General features: G+C 58.8%; 12 protein-coding genes. 4 read left to right on the plus strand and 8 right to left on the minus strand.

What is annotated here, in order from left to right:
• Positions 1-27: 27 nt before the first annotated feature.
• The 3 genes from HBM95_07660 to poxB are packed head-to-tail and all read right to left on the minus strand — an operon-like array spanning position 28 to position 4,236.
• Positions 28-1,467, minus strand: coding sequence for an SDR family oxidoreductase (locus tag HBM95_07660; protein ID NIH42806.1), 1,440 nt, complete (start codon positions 1,465-1,467; stop codon positions 28-30).
• Between the two features lie 10 nt (positions 1,468-1,477).
• Positions 1,478-2,479, minus strand: a complete 1,002-nt coding sequence (ltaE, locus tag HBM95_07665; GenBank protein NIH42807.1) for a low-specificity L-threonine aldolase — start codon at positions 2,477-2,479, stop codon at positions 1,478-1,480.
• A 38-nt stretch (positions 2,480-2,517) separates the two neighbouring features.
• Complete coding sequence (poxB, locus tag HBM95_07670) at positions 2,518-4,236, minus strand: ubiquinone-dependent pyruvate dehydrogenase (protein NIH42808.1); 1,719 nt, start codon at positions 4,234-4,236, stop codon at positions 2,518-2,520.
• Between the two features lie 152 nt (positions 4,237-4,388).
• On the opposite strand from poxB, the gene HBM95_07675 reads away from it, so the two are divergent.
• On the plus strand, positions 4,389-4,823 hold the full coding sequence (locus tag HBM95_07675) for a DoxX family protein (GenBank protein ID NIH42809.1): 435 nt from the start codon (positions 4,389-4,391) through the stop codon (positions 4,821-4,823).
• A 115-nt stretch (positions 4,824-4,938) separates the two neighbouring features.
• Here HBM95_07675 and hcr read toward each other — a convergent pair whose 3' ends face one another.
• The 4 genes from hcr to aqpZ form a co-directional block, all read right to left on the minus strand.
• Complete coding sequence (hcr, locus tag HBM95_07680) at positions 4,939-5,907, minus strand: NADH oxidoreductase (protein ID NIH42810.1); 969 nt, start codon at positions 5,905-5,907, stop codon at positions 4,939-4,941.
• Between the two features lie 10 nt (positions 5,908-5,917).
• The gene (hcp, locus tag HBM95_07685; GenBank protein NIH42811.1) at positions 5,918-7,570 is read right to left on the minus strand and encodes a hydroxylamine reductase; all 1,653 of its coding nucleotides are present in this window, start codon (positions 7,568-7,570) and stop codon (positions 5,918-5,920) included.
• A gap of 144 nt (positions 7,571-7,714) precedes the next feature.
• Entirely contained in the window at positions 7,715-8,614 is a 900-nt protein-coding gene (locus tag HBM95_07690; GenBank protein NIH42812.1) for a lysine exporter LysO family protein, read from the minus strand.
• Between the two features lie 170 nt (positions 8,615-8,784).
• Positions 8,785-9,480 carry an aquaporin Z gene (gene aqpZ / locus HBM95_07695; protein NIH42813.1) on the minus strand — a complete coding sequence of 232 codons (696 nt, stop codon included), beginning with the start codon at positions 9,478-9,480 and terminating at the stop codon, positions 8,785-8,787.
• Between the two features lie 291 nt (positions 9,481-9,771).
• Here aqpZ and HBM95_07700 point away from each other — a divergent pair, with 291 nt between their 5' ends.
• Positions 9,772-11,430 carry an ATP-dependent endonuclease gene (locus tag HBM95_07700; protein ID NIH42814.1) on the plus strand — a complete coding sequence of 553 codons (1,659 nt, stop codon included), beginning with the start codon at positions 9,772-9,774 and terminating at the stop codon, positions 11,428-11,430.
• Here HBM95_07700 and HBM95_07705 read toward each other — a convergent pair.
• Positions 11,427-12,383: a DUF535 domain-containing protein gene (locus tag HBM95_07705; protein NIH42815.1), complete on the minus strand. Its 957-nt coding sequence runs from the start codon at positions 12,381-12,383 to the stop codon at positions 11,427-11,429. The genes HBM95_07700 and HBM95_07705 overlap by 4 nt on opposite strands.
• 159 nt (positions 12,384-12,542) lie before the next feature.
• Here HBM95_07705 and macA point away from each other — a divergent pair, with 159 nt between their 5' ends.
• Both macA and macB read left to right on the plus strand, forming a co-directional pair.
• Complete coding sequence (gene macA, locus HBM95_07710; protein ID NIH42816.1) at positions 12,543-13,658, plus strand: macrolide transporter subunit MacA; 1,116 nt, start codon at positions 12,543-12,545, stop codon at positions 13,656-13,658.
• Entirely contained in the window at positions 13,655-15,595 is a 1,941-nt protein-coding gene (gene macB, locus HBM95_07715; GenBank protein NIH42817.1) for a macrolide ABC transporter ATP-binding protein/permease MacB, read from the plus strand. Before macA ends, macB begins: the two co-directional genes overlap by 4 nt.
• Positions 15,596-15,648 lie beyond the last annotated feature (53 nt).

The following is a 15,648-nucleotide window of genomic DNA, read 5'->3' on the forward strand; positions in this document are numbered from 1 at the left end:
AATGGGAAAGGTGAAAGAAAGAGGGTTTTATTGAGTTATTTTCGTCTTTTGTTCTGCCAGTTGCGCAATGCGTTTCGCCATCCCCCTGAAGATAAACAGGTGCGCGGGGATCATCAGTAGCCAATAGAACAGACCCGGCATCCCGTGCGGGTGCCACCAGGCGCGAACGTCCAGTTCCCGGTGGTCGCCTTTGTCCCTGAGCGTAAAGCAGAGCCGCCCCAGGCCCGGGGCCTTCATGCCGAACAGCAGCGCCAGCTGTTTTTCCGGTTCGACGATGATGACTTTCCAGCTGTCGACCGTGTCGCCCACGTTGAGATATGGGGCGGCAGGGCGACCTTTCGCCAGACGATGGCCTACCAGCAGATCCAGCGCGCCGCGCGTTTGCCAGAGGATATTGCCGAAGAAATAGCGCTCTTTGCCGCCGATCTGGTTCACCACTTCCCACAGCGCGTGAAGGCTGGCAGAGGTTTTTACCGTGCAGCCCGCCTGCTTCGGGTAATAGCCGTATTCGGGCCGCCAGCGGGCAAAGGCCTGGGCGTCGTAACCCCAGTCGCTGGAGTTCACCAGCTTCTCTTCTTCCTTCAGCGTTTGGCGCACCGCGTCGTCAAAGCGGATCAATTCCTGGGGGATCAACGCGCGCAGCGCGCGATCGTCCGCCAGCAGATCGTGCTTCAGCCCCTGGATCAGCGCTTTCGCGGTCGTCGGGGGAACCGAGGTGATCACATTCAAAAACCACACCGATATCCAGCGGGTCGGGAAGGGGATGGGGATCAGCCAGCGGCGGCGGCCGCTGACGCGCATAAAGTGTTCGAACTGTTCCTGATAGCTCAGCACCTCCGGGCCTGCCGCCTCCAGCGCGCGGTGTTGCTCTGTCGGGTGATCCAGCAGGGCCACCAGATAATGCAGCAGGTTCTCCAGCGCAATCGGCGTGGTGCGCGAACGCACCCAGCGCGGTGGCGTGAGCACCGGCAGGTTGTAGACCATGTCGCGCATCACCTCGAAGGCGGCGGAACCCGCGCCGACGATGATCCCGGCGCGCAGTTCGGTGACGGGAATATTCGCCCCGCGAAGCGTGTCGGCCGTCAGCTGGCGGGCGCGCAGGTGATCGGACTGCTCGTGTTCGGGCGCCTGAAGCGAGCTTAAAAAAATCACCTGCTTCACCGGCGTTTGCAGCAGGGCATCGCGGACGTTCATCGCCACCTGCCGCTCGTGGGCGATGAAATCGCCGCCTTCGCCCATGCTGTGAACCAGGTAGTAAAGCGTGTCGACCCCTTCCAGCAGCGCGGGAAGCTCCTTCGGCCAGTTGAGATCGACGTTGTGACAGGTCACGCCTGGCAAAGTGAGTTTTTGCAGACGCTCGGTGCTGCGTGCCGCTGCCCGCACCTGATGCCCCTGCTGGCTTAACGCAGAGGTGAGATGCTGACCAATATATCCGCTGGCGCCAAGCACCAGAATGCGTTGCGGCACGTGATGCTCCTTAGCGCGGTAAAAACGCCTGCCAGTGTTTCACCACGTCCGCCAGCTGTTCGCGGCTCGCGTCGAGATGCATCACCAGACGCACGATCGGGGAGGCGTTGATCAGCACGCCACGCGCTTTCATAAATTCGCCCAGCGCAGCAGCGTGCTCTTCGCCCACGCGAACGAACAGCATGTTGGTGTCGTGACGCATCACGTCTGCGCCGATCTCGCGCAGCTGCGTCGCCATCCACGCGGCGTTGTCGTGATCGTCCTTAAGGCGGGCGACGTTATTTTTTAACGCGTACAGCCCCGCGGCCGCCAGAATGCCGGCCTGACGCATGCCGCCGCCGGTCATTTTACGCCAGCGGTTGGCGCGCTTGATGTAGTCCGCATTGCCGACCAGCAGGGAGCCCACCGGTGTACCCAGACCTTTTGAGAGGCAAATGGTGAACGAGTCGCAATACTGCGTTATCTCTTTCAGTTCGCAGCCGTACTCCACCACGGCGTTGAAGATACGCGCGCCGTCAACGTGCAGGCCGAGCCCTCGCTCGCGGGTAAATTCCCACGCCGCTTTCAGGTACTCTCGCGGCAGGACTTTGCCGTTGTGGGTGTTTTCGAGGCTGAGCAGCCTGGTGCGGGCGAAGTGAATATCGTCGGCTTTGATTTTCGCCGCTACCTTGTCGAGCGGCAGGGAGCCGTCCGGTGCGGCGTCAATCGGCTGCGGCTGAATGCTGCCGAGCACGGCAGCACCGCCGGCTTCGTAGAGATAGTTATGTGCGCCCTGGCCGACGATATACTCTTCACCTCGCTCGCAGTGGCTGAGCAGCGCCACCAGGTTCGCCTGCGTGCCGGTTGGCAGGAACAGGGCGGCCTCCTTGCCGCTCAGCTCTGCCGCATAGCGCTGCAGTTCGTTGACCGTCGGGTCATCGCCGTAGACGTCATCCCCGACCGGGGCGGCCATCATCTCTTCTAGCATGGCGCGGCTCGGGCGGGTAACGGTATCACTACGCAAATCAATCATTTCACATCCCTTTAGTTTAAGAGGTCATGCGAAATGTTTTACCTGAGCCAGTTGGTTTTTGCCAGTTCGATCACTTCGTCACCGCGCCCGCTGATGATGGCGCGCAGCATGTAGAGGCTAAAACCTTTGGCCTGCTCCAGCTTGATCTGCGGCGGGATGGCCAGCTCTTCTTTGGCGACGACGACATCTACCAGTACCGGGCCGTCGATAGAGAAAGCGCGCTGCAGGGCTTCATCCACCTCGGAGGCTTTCTCTACCCGAATACCGGTGATGCCGCAGGCTTCGGCGATGCGCGCGAAGTTGGTGTCGTGCAGCTCGGTGCCGTCCGTGAGATAGCCTCCGGCCTTCATCTCCATCGCCACGAAGCCCAGCACGCTGTTGTTAAAGACCACGATTTTCAGCGGGAGCTTCATCTGCACCACCGACAGGAAATCCCCCATCAGCATGCTGAACCCGCCGTCACCGCACATCGCTACCACCTGGCGCTCCGGTGCCGTCGCTTTTGCGCCCAGCGCCTGCGGCATGGCGTTGGCCATCGAGCCGTGGTTGAACGAGCCGAGCAGTCGGCGTCTGCCGTTCATCTTCAGATAGCGTGCCGCCCAGACGGTTGGCGTGCCGACGTCGCAGGTAAAAATGGCGTCGTCGTCCGCAAAATGGCTGATCTGCTGCGCCAGATACTGCGGGTGAATGGCTTTGTCGCTCGGTTTGGCGAGGTCGTCCAGCCCCTTGCGCGCGTCGCGATAATCGCTCAGGGCTTTATCGAGGAACTTGCGATCGGTTTTCTCTTCGAGAAGCGGCAGCAGGGCGGCAAGGGTGGATTTGATATCGCCCACCAGCGCCATATCGACCTTACTGTGCGCGCCGATGCTGGCCGGGTTGATATCAATCTGAATAATTTTGGCATCCGTCGGGTAGAAGGCACGGTACGGGAACTGGGTGCCGAGCAGAATGAGCGTGTCGGCGTTCATCATGGTGTGGAAGCCGCTGGAGAAACCGATAAGCCCGGTCATGCCCACATCAAAGGGGTTGTCGTATTCCACGTGCTCTTTGCCGCGCAGGGCGTGGACGATCGGCGCTTTGAGCTTACCGGCGAACTCAAGTAATTCTTTATGCGCGCCCGCGCAGCCGCTGCCGCACATCAGGGCGATATTGCTGGAGTAACGGAGCAGCTGCGCCAGCTTTTTCAGCTCTTCTTCTGCAGGCGTCACCACCGGCTGCGGGGCGTGGTACCAGTGGGTGCTGGCCCCTTCCGGCGCGGCCTTGAGCGCCACGTCGCCGGGGATAACGACAACTGACACACCACGGTTCAGCACGGCCTTGCGCATGGCGATCGCCAGCACCTGCGGGATCTGCTCCGGGGATGAAACCAGCTCGCAATAGTGGCTGCATTCACGGAACAGCTCCTGCGGATGCGTCTCCTGAAAATAGCCGCTGCCGATTTCGGAAGAGGGGATATGGGCGGCGATGGCCAGCACCGGCACGTGGTTACGGTGGCAGTCGAACAGGCCGTTGATCAGATGCAGGTTGCCCGGCCCGCACGAGCCCGCACACACGGCCAGCTCTCCGGTAAGCTGCGCTTCGGCACCCGCGGCGAAGGCGGCGACCTCTTCATGGCGGGTGGACATCCACTCGATGGTTTTCATCTTGTTGAGGCTGTCGCTAAGCCCGTTCAGGGAATCGCCGGTTACGCCCCAGATACGTTTTACACCTGCCTGTTCAAGGGTCTTCGCTATGTATGCAGCCACGGTTTGTTTCATGGTTGTCCGTCTCCTTTTTGTGATATCGCTTACAAGCTTAGAAGAAAGTCACTGTATTGCCTGCTCTATACCCCTCAATTAAAGGTGGTTTTCCTGTGCAATTATTCAGCATAATCTGGTCATCACTTGGATGAAAACAGGAATCATTTCAAATGGTTAAATCATTGTTAATTGCTGTTAATGAAAAGCTGTCGCACGACGATTTTGGCAAACTCTTGTTACGACTTACCGTCGGCGGGCTGATGCTGTTTCACGGTTTGCACAAGCTTTTCGGCGGCGTGGGCTTTATCAGTGGCATGCTGGCGGAGAAAGGGTTGCCGGGGTTTATCGCTTACGGCGTGTTGGTTGGTGAAGTGGTGGCACCGATACTGATTATTGTCGGCCTCTTCACGCGCCCGGCCGCGCTGGTGCTGGCGTTTACGATGATCGTGGCGTGGCTGATGGTGGGAATGGATGAGACATTCGCGCTCGATAAGGTCGGTGCATGGGCGATTGAAAGCCTGGTGTACTTCTTTATTGGCTCGCTGGCGGTGGCGTTTTTAGGGGCAGGGCGGTTTGCGCTGGGGAAAGGTCCGGCGTGGCGGTGAAAGCAACAAAAGCCCGGTGGCGCTAACGCTTACCGGGCCTGCGAAGAGCCAGCACGTACAAAGTAGGCCAGGTAAACGCAGTGCCACCCGGCAAAAATGGTGGCACCGCATCACATTACGCCAGCACCAGATCGCCCTGCGGGTGGCATGAACATGCCAGCACGTAACCCTCGGCAATCTCCGCGTCGGACAGCGTCATGGTGCTGGTGACGGTGTACTCCCCGGAAACCACTTTCGTCTTACAGCAGCCGCACATGCCCGCCCGGCAGGCCGCTGCTACCGGCACCTTGTTGCTTTCCAGCGCTTCCAGCAGCGTGGTGCCCACGCGGCCAAAGAAGGTCTGCGCGGGCTGCAGCTTGGTGAACTGAATCCCGCTGCTTGCCGCTTCCGCCACCGGCGTGAAGAACTGCTCTTTAAAGAAACGGGTTACGCCGAGCGCTTTCACCTCTTTCTCCACGATATCCATGTACGGCGCGGGGCCGCAGGTCATTACGGTACGGTTCGCAATGTCCGGCACGCTTTGCAGCATCTCGCGGCTCAGGCGGCCGGGCACAAAGCCGTGCGTCGCGTTGTGTTCCGCCACCAGCGTCACCGGATAATCACGCCACTCCTCGGCGAAAATAACGTCTTCCGGAGAGCGCACGCTGAAGATCGCCTGCACGTCGGCCTGCGGGCGGTTCTTCGCCAGCCAGCGGCGCATCGACATGATCGGCGTTACGCCGCAGCCCGCCGCCAGCAGCAGGAATTTATCGTCTGTCTTGTCGTCACAGGTGAAATCCCCCTGGGCGTCGGACAGCCAGATGTAATCTCCGCGCTTCACGTCACGGGTCAGCCACTGCGAGCCGGCACCGTCATCAATGCGGCGGACGGTGAGCGTGATGTACTCGCTCACGCCCGGCGTGGAGGAGATCGTGTAGGCGCGCAGGGTGTCCGCCGAATGGCGGACGCTGACCAGCGCATACTGGCCTGCACGGTACGGATAGTAGTCGTGACAGAGCAGCGAAAGCGTCCACACATCCGGCGTCTCCTGATGGATGTGATGAACCTGCATCCGCCACGGACATTGTGAGGTTGGCATGGTCATGAATAGCTCCTTACGCGCTCAGCAGTTGCTTCATATCATCTTCAACGTTGGTGACTGAACGCAGACCGAATTTCTCGTTCAGCACGGCCAGCAGGTCCGGCGTCAGGAAGCCTGGCGCGGTCGGGCCGGTCACGATGTTGGTCACGCCCAGAGAGAGCAGGGTGAGCAGGATGACAATCGCTTTCTGCTCAAACCAGGAGAGCACGAGGGAGAGCGGCAGATCGTTGACGCCGCAGCCCAGTTTTTCCGCCAGCGTGACCGCCAGAATAATGGCCGAGTAGGCATCGTTACACTGGCCTGCATCAATCAGGCGCGGCAGGCCTTCGATGTCGCCGAAGTCCAGCTTGTTGAAACGGTATTTACCGCACGCCAGGGTCAGGATCAGGCAGTCTTCCGGCACGCGGGTGGCGAAATCGGTGAAGTAGTTACGTTCGCCGCGCGCGCCGTCGCATCCGCCGACGAGGAAGATGTGGCGCAGCTTTTCACGGCTGACGAGATCGATCAGCGAGTCAGCGGCGCCGAGAAGCGTCTCGCGACCGAAGCCGACGGTGATCAGGTGCGGAATTTCGCTGTACGGGAAGCCCGCCATCTGCTGCGCCTGGGCGATAACCGGACCGAAATCGTCGCCTTCGAGGTGGCTCACGCCCGGCCAGCCGACGATGCTGCGGGTCCAGATGCGGTCGTCATACGCGCCCACGGTCGGGTCGATGATGCAGTTAGAGGTCATCACGATAGGGCCCGGGAAACGGGCAAATTCCACCTGCTGGTTCTGCCAGCCGCTGCCGTAGTTACCGATCAGATGCCTGAATTTACGCAGCTCCGGGTAGCCGTGCGCCGGCAGCATTTCGCCGTGGGTATAGACGTTAACACCGGTGCCTTCGGTCTGCTTCAGCAGGTTGTAGAGATCTTTCAGATCATGACCGGAAATCAGGATGCACTTGCCTTCGGTCGCTTTCACGTTGACCTGCGTCGGCGTCGGGTGGCCGTAGGTGCTGGTTTCACCTGCGTCCAGAATGCTCATCACCCTGAAGTTCATCTGGCCGATTTCCATTGAGCACTCAAGCAAGGCGTTCATATCGGCAGGCCAGGTACCCAGCCACGCCATGATCTTGTGGTACTGGGCGTAGATGTCATTGTCGTACTGACCGAGCACGTGCGCGTGCTCCATATAGGCCGCAGCGCCTTTCAGGCCGTACAGGCACAGCAGGCGCAGGCCGAGAATGTTCTCGCCAATCGCCGCTTTGTCTTTATTCGGGGTGAATTCTGCCGCCTGACGCTGGAGGTCGCCCAGATCGTCGCTCACCAGCTGAAGCTCTGACATAGGATTGTCCACATGAGCGTTAGCATCCACCTTCAGGCACTGCGCCTTCAGCGCTTCGCGCAGGGCAATCGCTTCACGGGCATAGCCGACAATGCGCGGAGAGTCGAAGTTAACGTTGGTCAGCGTGGAGAAGAAGGCGCGCGGGGCGAAGCTGTCGACGTAGTGGTCGACAACGCCGTATTCGCGGGCTTTGAACGCCCATGCGGAAAGGCCTTGCAGGGCAGCAATCAGCAGGTCCTGCAGGTCAGATGTTTCTGCGGTTTTGCCGCACATACCCTGTGCGTAAGAGCAGCCATTGCCTGCCGGGGTACGGATGGTTTGTTCACATTGCACACAAAACATAATCACACCTGTTAAAGTTATATTTGATATACATGTTTAAGGTTATGCCTGTGCCTGAACGGTGAAAAGGGCTTTCTGCGACAAAATAGGGGGAGATTGATTTAGCGCAATTTTGGCGGCAGGAAACCTACCGCCAAAGAAGTATCAGGCGGAGAAGAAGGCCATCATAACCGGAACCAGCAGACTTAAAATAAAGCCGTGTACGATGGCGGCGGGCACCATCTCCAGCCCGCCTGAACGCTGAAGGACCGGCAGGGTAAAGTCCATCGACGTCGCGCCGCACAAGCCCAGCGCCGTTGAGCGGCTGCGGCGAACCAGACCCGGGATCAGCATGATGGCAATCAGCTCTCGCGCCAGATCGTTAAAGAAGGCGGCGCTGCCGATGACCGGGCCGAAGGATTCGGTCAGCAGAATACCGGAGAGGGAGTACCAGCCGAACCCGGAGGCCATCGCCAGGCCGGTCTTCAGAGGCAGATCGAGAATAAAGGCATTAATGACGCCCGCCACCATTGAGCTGGCGACAACCATAACGGCAACGATCATTCCCCGACGGTTCAGGACGATCTGTTTCAGCGTCATGCCGTTATTTCGCAGCTGAATGCCAATCAGGAACAGCAGGAAGATCAGGGTATATTCGCTGGCCTCTGTTGCGTGCTGTAAAAATGTCCATCCGGTAAGGCCCAGAAGAAATCCGAGCACCACGACGCCGCAGAGCTTTAATGATTCCAGTGCCATTGCAATTCGGGAGGGCAGCTTTTCCTGGTGGTGATTATTTTTCCACGGAATAGTGCGTTCCAGCCACAGCAGGGCGGCAATATTGCACAGCAAAATAACCACCACGGTGACCGCAGAATAATGCAGGATGGAAAGTAAATTCGTCGCCAGATTATCCAGGAAGGCCAGGCTGATCCCCATAAAGAACAGAATGACGTAAACAATCCAGCTGAGAAAACGGTTGATAAGCTTTAAGGCCGATTCATGACGCAGCGGAATAAGATAGCCCGCAATCAGAGGCAGCAGAATAATGAGGAGTCCTGAAAACATGAACAGCCGGTCCTTTTGAGTATTCGTTAAGCGCCAGAGACACTACCCAATAAAGGCTATTCAGTAAAGCGGCAAAAGAAAGCCGGGTGGCAGCTGCGCCTTACCCGGCTTGTATGTGCGGCCTGTTGCCCTCACCCCGGCCCTCTCCCATGGGGAGAGGGAGGGATAGATTAATCGCGTTTTTCCAGCAGGGTGCGGTACAGCACGCCGCCCAGGATACCGCCGACGATCGGCATCACCCAGAACAGCCACAGCTGCTCAAGCGCCCAGCCGCCCTGGAAAATGGCCACCGCGGTGCTGCGCGCCGGGTTAACAGAGGTGTTGGTGACCGGAATAGAAATCAGGTGGATAAGCGTCAACGCCAGACCGATGGCAATAGGCGCAAAACCTGCTGGCGCATATTTGTCGGTTGCGCCGTGGATCACCAGCAGGAAGCCTGCAGTCAGCACAATTTCAATGACGATGGCAGACAGCATGGAATAACCGCCCGGAGAGTGTTCGCCGAAGCCGTTAGAGGCGAAGCCGCTGGCCGCTGCGTCAAAGCCCGCTTTACCGCTGGCAATGACGTACAGAACGCCCGCCGCAATAATACCGCCAACCACCTGCGCCACGATGTAGCCAATAACCTCTTTCGCCGGGAAACGGCCGCCCGCCCATAAACCTAATGTCACCGCCGGGTTAAAATGACCCCCGGAAATATGCCCTACGGCAAACGCCATGGTTAATACGGTTAAACCAAACGCCAGCGCGACGCCGACAAAACCAATGCCTAATTCCGGGAATGCTGCTGCCAGAACGGCACTACCGCAGCCACCAAATACCAGCCAGAATGTACCAAAGCACTCTGCTGCCAATTTTCTAAACATAACCACCTCAAAATTATTTTCCACGCGTTTTCCCGCGCGCGGGATATATCGCCATAAAGGGATGACGACTCAAAGAGCCCGTATTTTAAAAACCAACAACACCCCTTCGCCACTTAAATAAATTCGATTAATTTGATTTAAGGCAATGTGATGTCAATCCTTGTTCAAGTCAGCGGTAAATAGAGCATAGTTCAAATCTCACAAGGATGAATGTTCTGCTGTCGTGCCAGGATTCCTGCCGCTATACTGCTGATAACTTAAAGGAAAAAGTGATCATTTCGCGGGGGATTTATGCTTCTCGAACGTGTGGAAATTGTCGGGTTTCGCGGTATTAACCGCCTGTCGCTTCAGCTGGAGCAGAACAACGTCCTGATCGGCGAGAACGCGTGGGGTAAGTCCAGCCTGCTGGATGCGCTGACGCTGCTGCTTTCACCCGAAGATGATTTGTACCACTTTGTTCACGATGATTTCTGGTTCCCGCCCGGCGACGTGACGGGCCGCGAGAAGCATCTGCATATCATCCTGACGTTCCGCGAATCCGAGCCCGGCCGTCACCGCGTGCGTCGCTTCCGTCCGCTGTCGCCCTGCTGGGTGCCCTGCGACGATAGTTTCCACCGGATTTTCTATCGTCTGGAAGGGGAGATGGCGGAAAACGAGGGGGTGCTGACCCTGCGTGAATTCCTCGATGAGAAAGCCAACCCGATCCCGCTGGAGAATATCGACGATCTTGCGCGTCATCTGATCCGCCTGACGCCGGTGTTACGCCTGCGCGATGCGCGCTTTATGCGCCGTATTCGTAACGGCACCGTACCGAACATGCCGGAAGTGGAAGTCACCGCCCGCGAGCTGGATTTTCTGGCGCGAGAGCTGGTGTCGCGTCCGCAGAATCTTACCGATGGTCAAATTCGTCAGGGGCTGTCCGCGATGGTGCAGCTGCTAGAGCACTACTTTTCCGAGCAGGGCACGTCGGAGTCCCGCCATCGTTTGATGCGCCGCCGCTCTCATGATGAACAGCGCAGCTGGCGCTATCTCGACATCATCAACCGGATGATTGACCGGCCCGGCGGGCGTACCCATCGGGTGATATTACTGGGGCTGTTTTCAACGCTTCTGCAGGCGAAGGGCACCGTGCGTCTTGACCGGGATGCCCGGCCGCTGCTGCTGGTGGAAGACCCGGAAACGCGCCTGCACCCCATCATGCTCTCCGTGGCATGGCACCTGCTCAATCTGCTGCCGCTCCAGCGGATTACCACCACCAATTCCGGTGAACTGCTATCGCTGACGCCGGTGGAGCACATCTGCCGTCTGGTGCGCGAGTCCTCCCGCGTATCCGCGTACCGCCTCGGACCCGGCGGGATGAATGCCGAAGACGGGCGGCGTATCGCGTTTCACATCCGCTTTAATCGCGCTTCGTCGCTCTTTGCCCGCTGCTGGCTGCTGGTTGAGGGGGAAACGGAAACCTGGGTCATCAACGAACTGGCGCGCCAGTGCGGCCACCATTTTGATGCAGAGGGCATTAAGGTCATCGAATTTGCCCAGTCGGGATTAAAACCGCTGATAAAATTTGCCCGCCGAATGGGAATTGAATGGCATGTGCTGGTGGACGGTGACGAGGCGGGGAAAAAATATGCCTCAACCGTGCGCAGCCTGCTGAACAACGAGCGCGAAGAAGAGCGCGACCACTTAACGATGCTGCCCGCGATGGACATGGAGCATTTTATGTACCGTCAGGGCTTTGACGACGTATTCCACCGCATTGCGATGGTGCCGATCGACGTACCAATGAACATGCGGCGCGTGATCGCCAAAGCTATTCACCGTTCGTCGAAACCGGATTTAGCCATTGAAGTGGCGACGGAAGCGGGAAGGCGGGGCGTGGAGGCCGTTCCGACGCTGCTGCGGAAAATGTTCTCCCGCGTGCTGTGGCTGGCACGCGGAAGGGCGGATTAACGCCGGGTTGCCTGTTCTACCTGCTGAATCAGGCTATCCAGCAGCGCGTAGCGGCGGCGATATTCAGAACGTTTTTTGCTCGCAATCTCGTCCATCGGTTTACGCGGCATGGCAAGCGGCAGCATAAAGTGGCCGCTATCCTGTTTTTCCCCACCGAGGGAACTCCAGAAGCTGTCGTAATCGGCCAGCAGTTTCCCCTCTTTTTTCTTGCGGTAGCGCCAGCTGCGATAAATATGGGTGGCGTTACTGACGGCAACAATTTGCGCGACCGGGAATGCGGCGCCGAACGTCATGGCGGCTTCAACCAGCAGGCGTTTCGGGAACAGGCCGTGGCAGGCCTTCGTCGCTTTCTGGATCTGCTCATGGGGAACATGCACTTTCGCGCCCTGCAAACCGCCGATGAACAGCGTTGATTTTCCTTCAAACTGGCAGAGCGTAAAGGTTAGCTCCGCCAGCACCGTATTCTGACCGTCGCAGAAGGTGAGTGTGGCCTCGCCCTCTTTATCCAGAAACGCATCGGCACACAGGCGGACGGTAAATGGCTGGTCATCTTTCCCGGTTAAGGTCAGCAGCGTAGTCCCCTGCGTCGAAAGATAGCCCTTCAGGAGCGTGGCCGGAAGCTGGCGGCTCATGGCCTCATAGTGCCAGTTCAGGGATTCCAGTGCATGCTGACGGTCCATTTTCACCGTCAGCCAGGGACGGTGAAGCCGACACGGCAGACCGGGCTGCACCTGCAACATCTGCATCAGACGAGGCTGCTTAGCGAGGTTCGTTAACAGGCGAGACGTGCTCACGGGCGTTGCCAGCGAACGCAGCATGAACTTACGGCGATAGGCGGGGTTCTGCCATGCAAGGCCGGGCGCGATCTTACCGAACGCCAGGTTTTTGAAGAGCTGCCAGCCGGATGTCGGCTGCGTCAGGTTTGAAAGAGGTGTATCGACGATAGAAGACATGATAAATCCTGAGTCTTTTGGAATACCGCTATTTCAGCAGGGGAAATATCAACGTCTTGTAAACAAATTAAGGTGATTTCGGAGAACGGGGGTTTCGTTAAGGAGTCGTTTAGATAGAATCAACGTTTATTATTGCCAGAACATTTAATTGGAATATTTATGAACCTCAAGGGAAAACGCAGAACGCTGTTTCTGCTGCTGGCGCTGGTGATTGTAGCCGGTGGATTCTGGTTATGGCAGGTGCTCAACGCGCCTGTGCCGCAGTACCAGACGCTGATCGTTCGTCCCGGTGAACTGCAGCAAAACGTCCTTGCGACGGGCAAACTTGATGCGCTGCGCAAAGTTGACGTCGGCGCGCAGGTCAGCGGCCAGCTGAAAACGCTGTCGGTAGAGATTGGCGACAAGGTGAAAAAAGGCCAGCTGCTTGGCGTTATCGATCCCGAGCAGGCTGAGAACCAGATCCGCGAAGTGGAAGCTACGCTGATGGAGCTGCGCGCGCAGCGTGCGCAGGCGCAGGCAGAGCGTAACCTGGCGCAGGTAACGCTGACCCGCCAGCAGGCCCTGGCGAAAACCCAGGCTATTTCAAAGCAGGATTTAGACACCGCCGCGACTGAACTGGCGGTGAAACAGGCGCAGATTGGAACGATTGAGGCGCAAATCAAGCGTAATCAGGCCTCGCTGGATACGGCGAAAACCAACCTTGATTACACAAAGATCGTCGCGCCGATGGCCGGGGAAGTGACGCAAATTACCACGCTGCAGGGCCAGACGGTAATTGCCGCCCAGCAGGCGCCAAACATTCTGACGCTGGCGGACATGAGCACCATGCTGGTGAAGGCCCAGGTCTCCGAGGCGGATGTGATCCATCTTAAGCCGGGGCAGAACGCCTGGTTTACCGTACTCGGCGACCCGCAAACCCGCTACGAAGGCGTGCTGAAAGATATCCTGCCGACGCCGGAAAAGGTTAACGACGCCATATTCTACTATGCGCGTTTCGAAGTCCCGAACCCGAAGGGCGTGCTGCGTCTGGACATGACCGCCCAGGTGCATATCCAGCTGACCGGCGTGAAGAACGTGCTGACCGTTCCGCTCTCCGCGCTGGGTGAATCCGCCGGGGACAATCGCTATAAGGTGAAAGTGCTGCGCAACGGCGAGACGCGCGAGCGCGAGGTGGTGATTGGCGCGCGCAACGACACCGACGTGGTGGTGGTCAAAGGGCTGGAAGAGGGCGAGGAGGTTGTTGTCAGCGAAAGCCTGCCCGGAGCCGCTAAATGACCGCGCTGCTTGAACTGAATGACATTCGTCGCAGCTATCCGTCGGGCGACGGCCCGGTGGAGGTGCTGAAGGGCATCTCCCTGCGGGTGGAGGCGGGCGAGATGGTGGCGATCGTAGGCGCGTCGGGTTCCGGTAAATCGACGCTGATGAACATTCTCGGCTGCCTGGATAAGCCCACCAGCGGTACCTACCGCGTGGCCGGGACGGACGTCTCAACGCTGGACGGCGACGCCCTGGCGAAGCTGCGCCGGGAACACTTTGGCTTTATCTTCCAGCGTTACCATCTGCTCTCTCACCTTAGCGCGGCGCAAAACGTAGAGGTGCCCGCGGTGTATGCGGGCGTTGAGCGGAAGAAACGCCTTGAGCGCGCGAAGGGGCTGTTAACGCGTCTGGGGCTGGCGGAGCGGGTGGATTACCAGCCGTCGCAGCTGTCCGGCGGCCAGCAGCAGCGCGTGAGTATTGCCCGTGCGCTGATGAACGGCGGGCAGGTGATCCTCGCGGATGAACCGACCGGAGCGCTCGACAGCCATTCCGGCGAAGAGGTGATGGCGATCCTGCATCAGTTGCGCGATCAGGGCCACACGGTGATTATCGTTACCCACGATCCGCAGGTGGCGGCCCAGGCTGAACGCATTATCGAGATCCGTGACGGTGAGCTGGTGAGCAACCCGCCGCCGCGCGAGGCCAGAACGGCGGCACCGAAGGAAGCGCTGCCTGCTTCGACCGGCTGGGGACAGTTCTCCAGCGGCTTTCGTGAAGCGCTGACCATGGCCTGGCTGGCGATGGCGGCCAATAAAATGCGCACCCTGCTGACCATGCTCGGCATCATCATCGGTATTGCCTCGGTGGTGTCGATAGTGGTGGTGGGCGATGCGGCCAAGCAGCTGGTGTTGGCGGATATTCGCGCTATCGGCACCAACACCATCGACGTTTATCCCGGCAAAGACTTTGGTGACGACGAGCCGCAGTATCAGCAGGCGCTGAAGTATGACGATCTGGCGGCCATCCAGAAGCAGCCGTGGGTGAACTCCGCCACGCCTGCGGTTTCGCAAAACCTGCGTCTGCGCTACGGCAATATCGACGTGGCGGCCAGCGCTAACGGCGTGAGCGGCGATTACTTTAACGTCTACGGCATGACCTTCAGCGAAGGCGCCACCTTCAACGCCGAACAGCTGGCGGGCAGGGCGCAGGTGGTGGTGCTGGACGCCAACTCGCGCAGACAGCTCTTCCCCAATAAAGCGAACGTGGTGGGCGAAGTGATCCTGGTCGGCAATATGCCTGCCACGGTTATTGGCGTGGCGGAAGAGAAGCAGTCGATGTTCGGCAGCAGCAAGATCCTGCGCGTCTGGCTGCCGTATACCACCATCTCCGGGCGGATTATGGGCCAGTCCTGGCTCAATTCCATCACCGTGCGCGTGAAAGAGGGCTATGACAGCGCGCTGGCGGAAGAGCAGCTGGAGCGGCTATTGACATTGCGCCACGGGAAGAAGGATTTCTTCACCTGGAATATGGACGGCCTCTTGAAAACGGCGGAAAAGACCACACGTACTCTTCAGTTGTTCCTGACGCTGGTGGCAGTGATCTCGCTGGTTGTTGGCGGTATCGGGGTGATGAATATCATGCTGGTGTCGGTGACCGAACGCACCCGGGAGATTGGCATCCGCATGGCGGTAGGGGCCAGGGCCAGCGACGTGCTCCAGCAGTTTCTGATTGAGGCGGTGCTGGTGTGTCTGGTGGGCGGCGCGATGGGCATTGCGCTCTCGATGATGATTGCCTTTGCGCTCCAGCTCTTTTTACCCGGCTGGGAGATTGGCTTCTCGCCGATGGCGATACTCACCGCGTTTTTGTGCTCCACCTTTACCGGCATTTTGTTTGGCTGGCTGCCTGCGCGCAACGCGGCGCGGCTGGATCCTGTGGACGCGCTGGCTCGGGAATAACCCGAAAATAAAAATGCCAGCCGATCGGGCTGGCATTTTGACTGCGGGATGTA

Source organism: Enterobacter asburiae (genome assembly GCA_011754535.1).
GTDB lineage: Bacteria > Pseudomonadota > Gammaproteobacteria > Enterobacterales > Enterobacteriaceae > Enterobacter > Enterobacter cloacae_N.

Excerpts from the sequence above, each read along its gene's own strand:
- poxB (NIH42808.1), bottom strand. The coding sequence starts at position 4,236 with ATGAAACAAACCGTGGCTGCATACATAGCGAAGACCCTTGAACAGGCA.
- ltaE (NIH42807.1), bottom strand. The coding sequence starts at position 2,479 with ATGATTGATTTGCGTAGTGATACCGTTACCCGCCCGAGCCGCGCCATG.
- hcp (NIH42811.1), bottom strand. The coding sequence starts at position 7,570 with ATGTTTTGTGTGCAATGTGAACAAACCATCCGTACCCCGGCAGGCAAT.
- aqpZ (NIH42813.1), bottom strand. The coding sequence starts at position 9,480 with ATGTTTAGAAAATTGGCAGCAGAGTGCTTTGGTACATTCTGGCTGGTA.
- macA (NIH42816.1), top strand. The coding sequence starts at position 12,543 with ATGAACCTCAAGGGAAAACGCAGAACGCTGTTTCTGCTGCTGGCGCTG.
- macB (NIH42817.1), top strand. The coding sequence starts at position 13,655 with ATGACCGCGCTGCTTGAACTGAATGACATTCGTCGCAGCTATCCGTCG.
- HBM95_07675 (NIH42809.1), top strand. The coding sequence starts at position 4,389 with ATGGTTAAATCATTGTTAATTGCTGTTAATGAAAAGCTGTCGCACGAC.
- HBM95_07690 (NIH42812.1), bottom strand. The coding sequence starts at position 8,614 with ATGTTTTCAGGACTCCTCATTATTCTGCTGCCTCTGATTGCGGGCTAT.
- HBM95_07705 (NIH42815.1), bottom strand. The coding sequence starts at position 12,383 with ATGTCTTCTATCGTCGATACACCTCTTTCAAACCTGACGCAGCCGACA.
- HBM95_07700 (NIH42814.1), top strand. The coding sequence starts at position 9,772 with ATGCTTCTCGAACGTGTGGAAATTGTCGGGTTTCGCGGTATTAACCGC.
- hcr (NIH42810.1), bottom strand. The coding sequence starts at position 5,907 with ATGACCATGCCAACCTCACAATGTCCGTGGCGGATGCAGGTTCATCAC.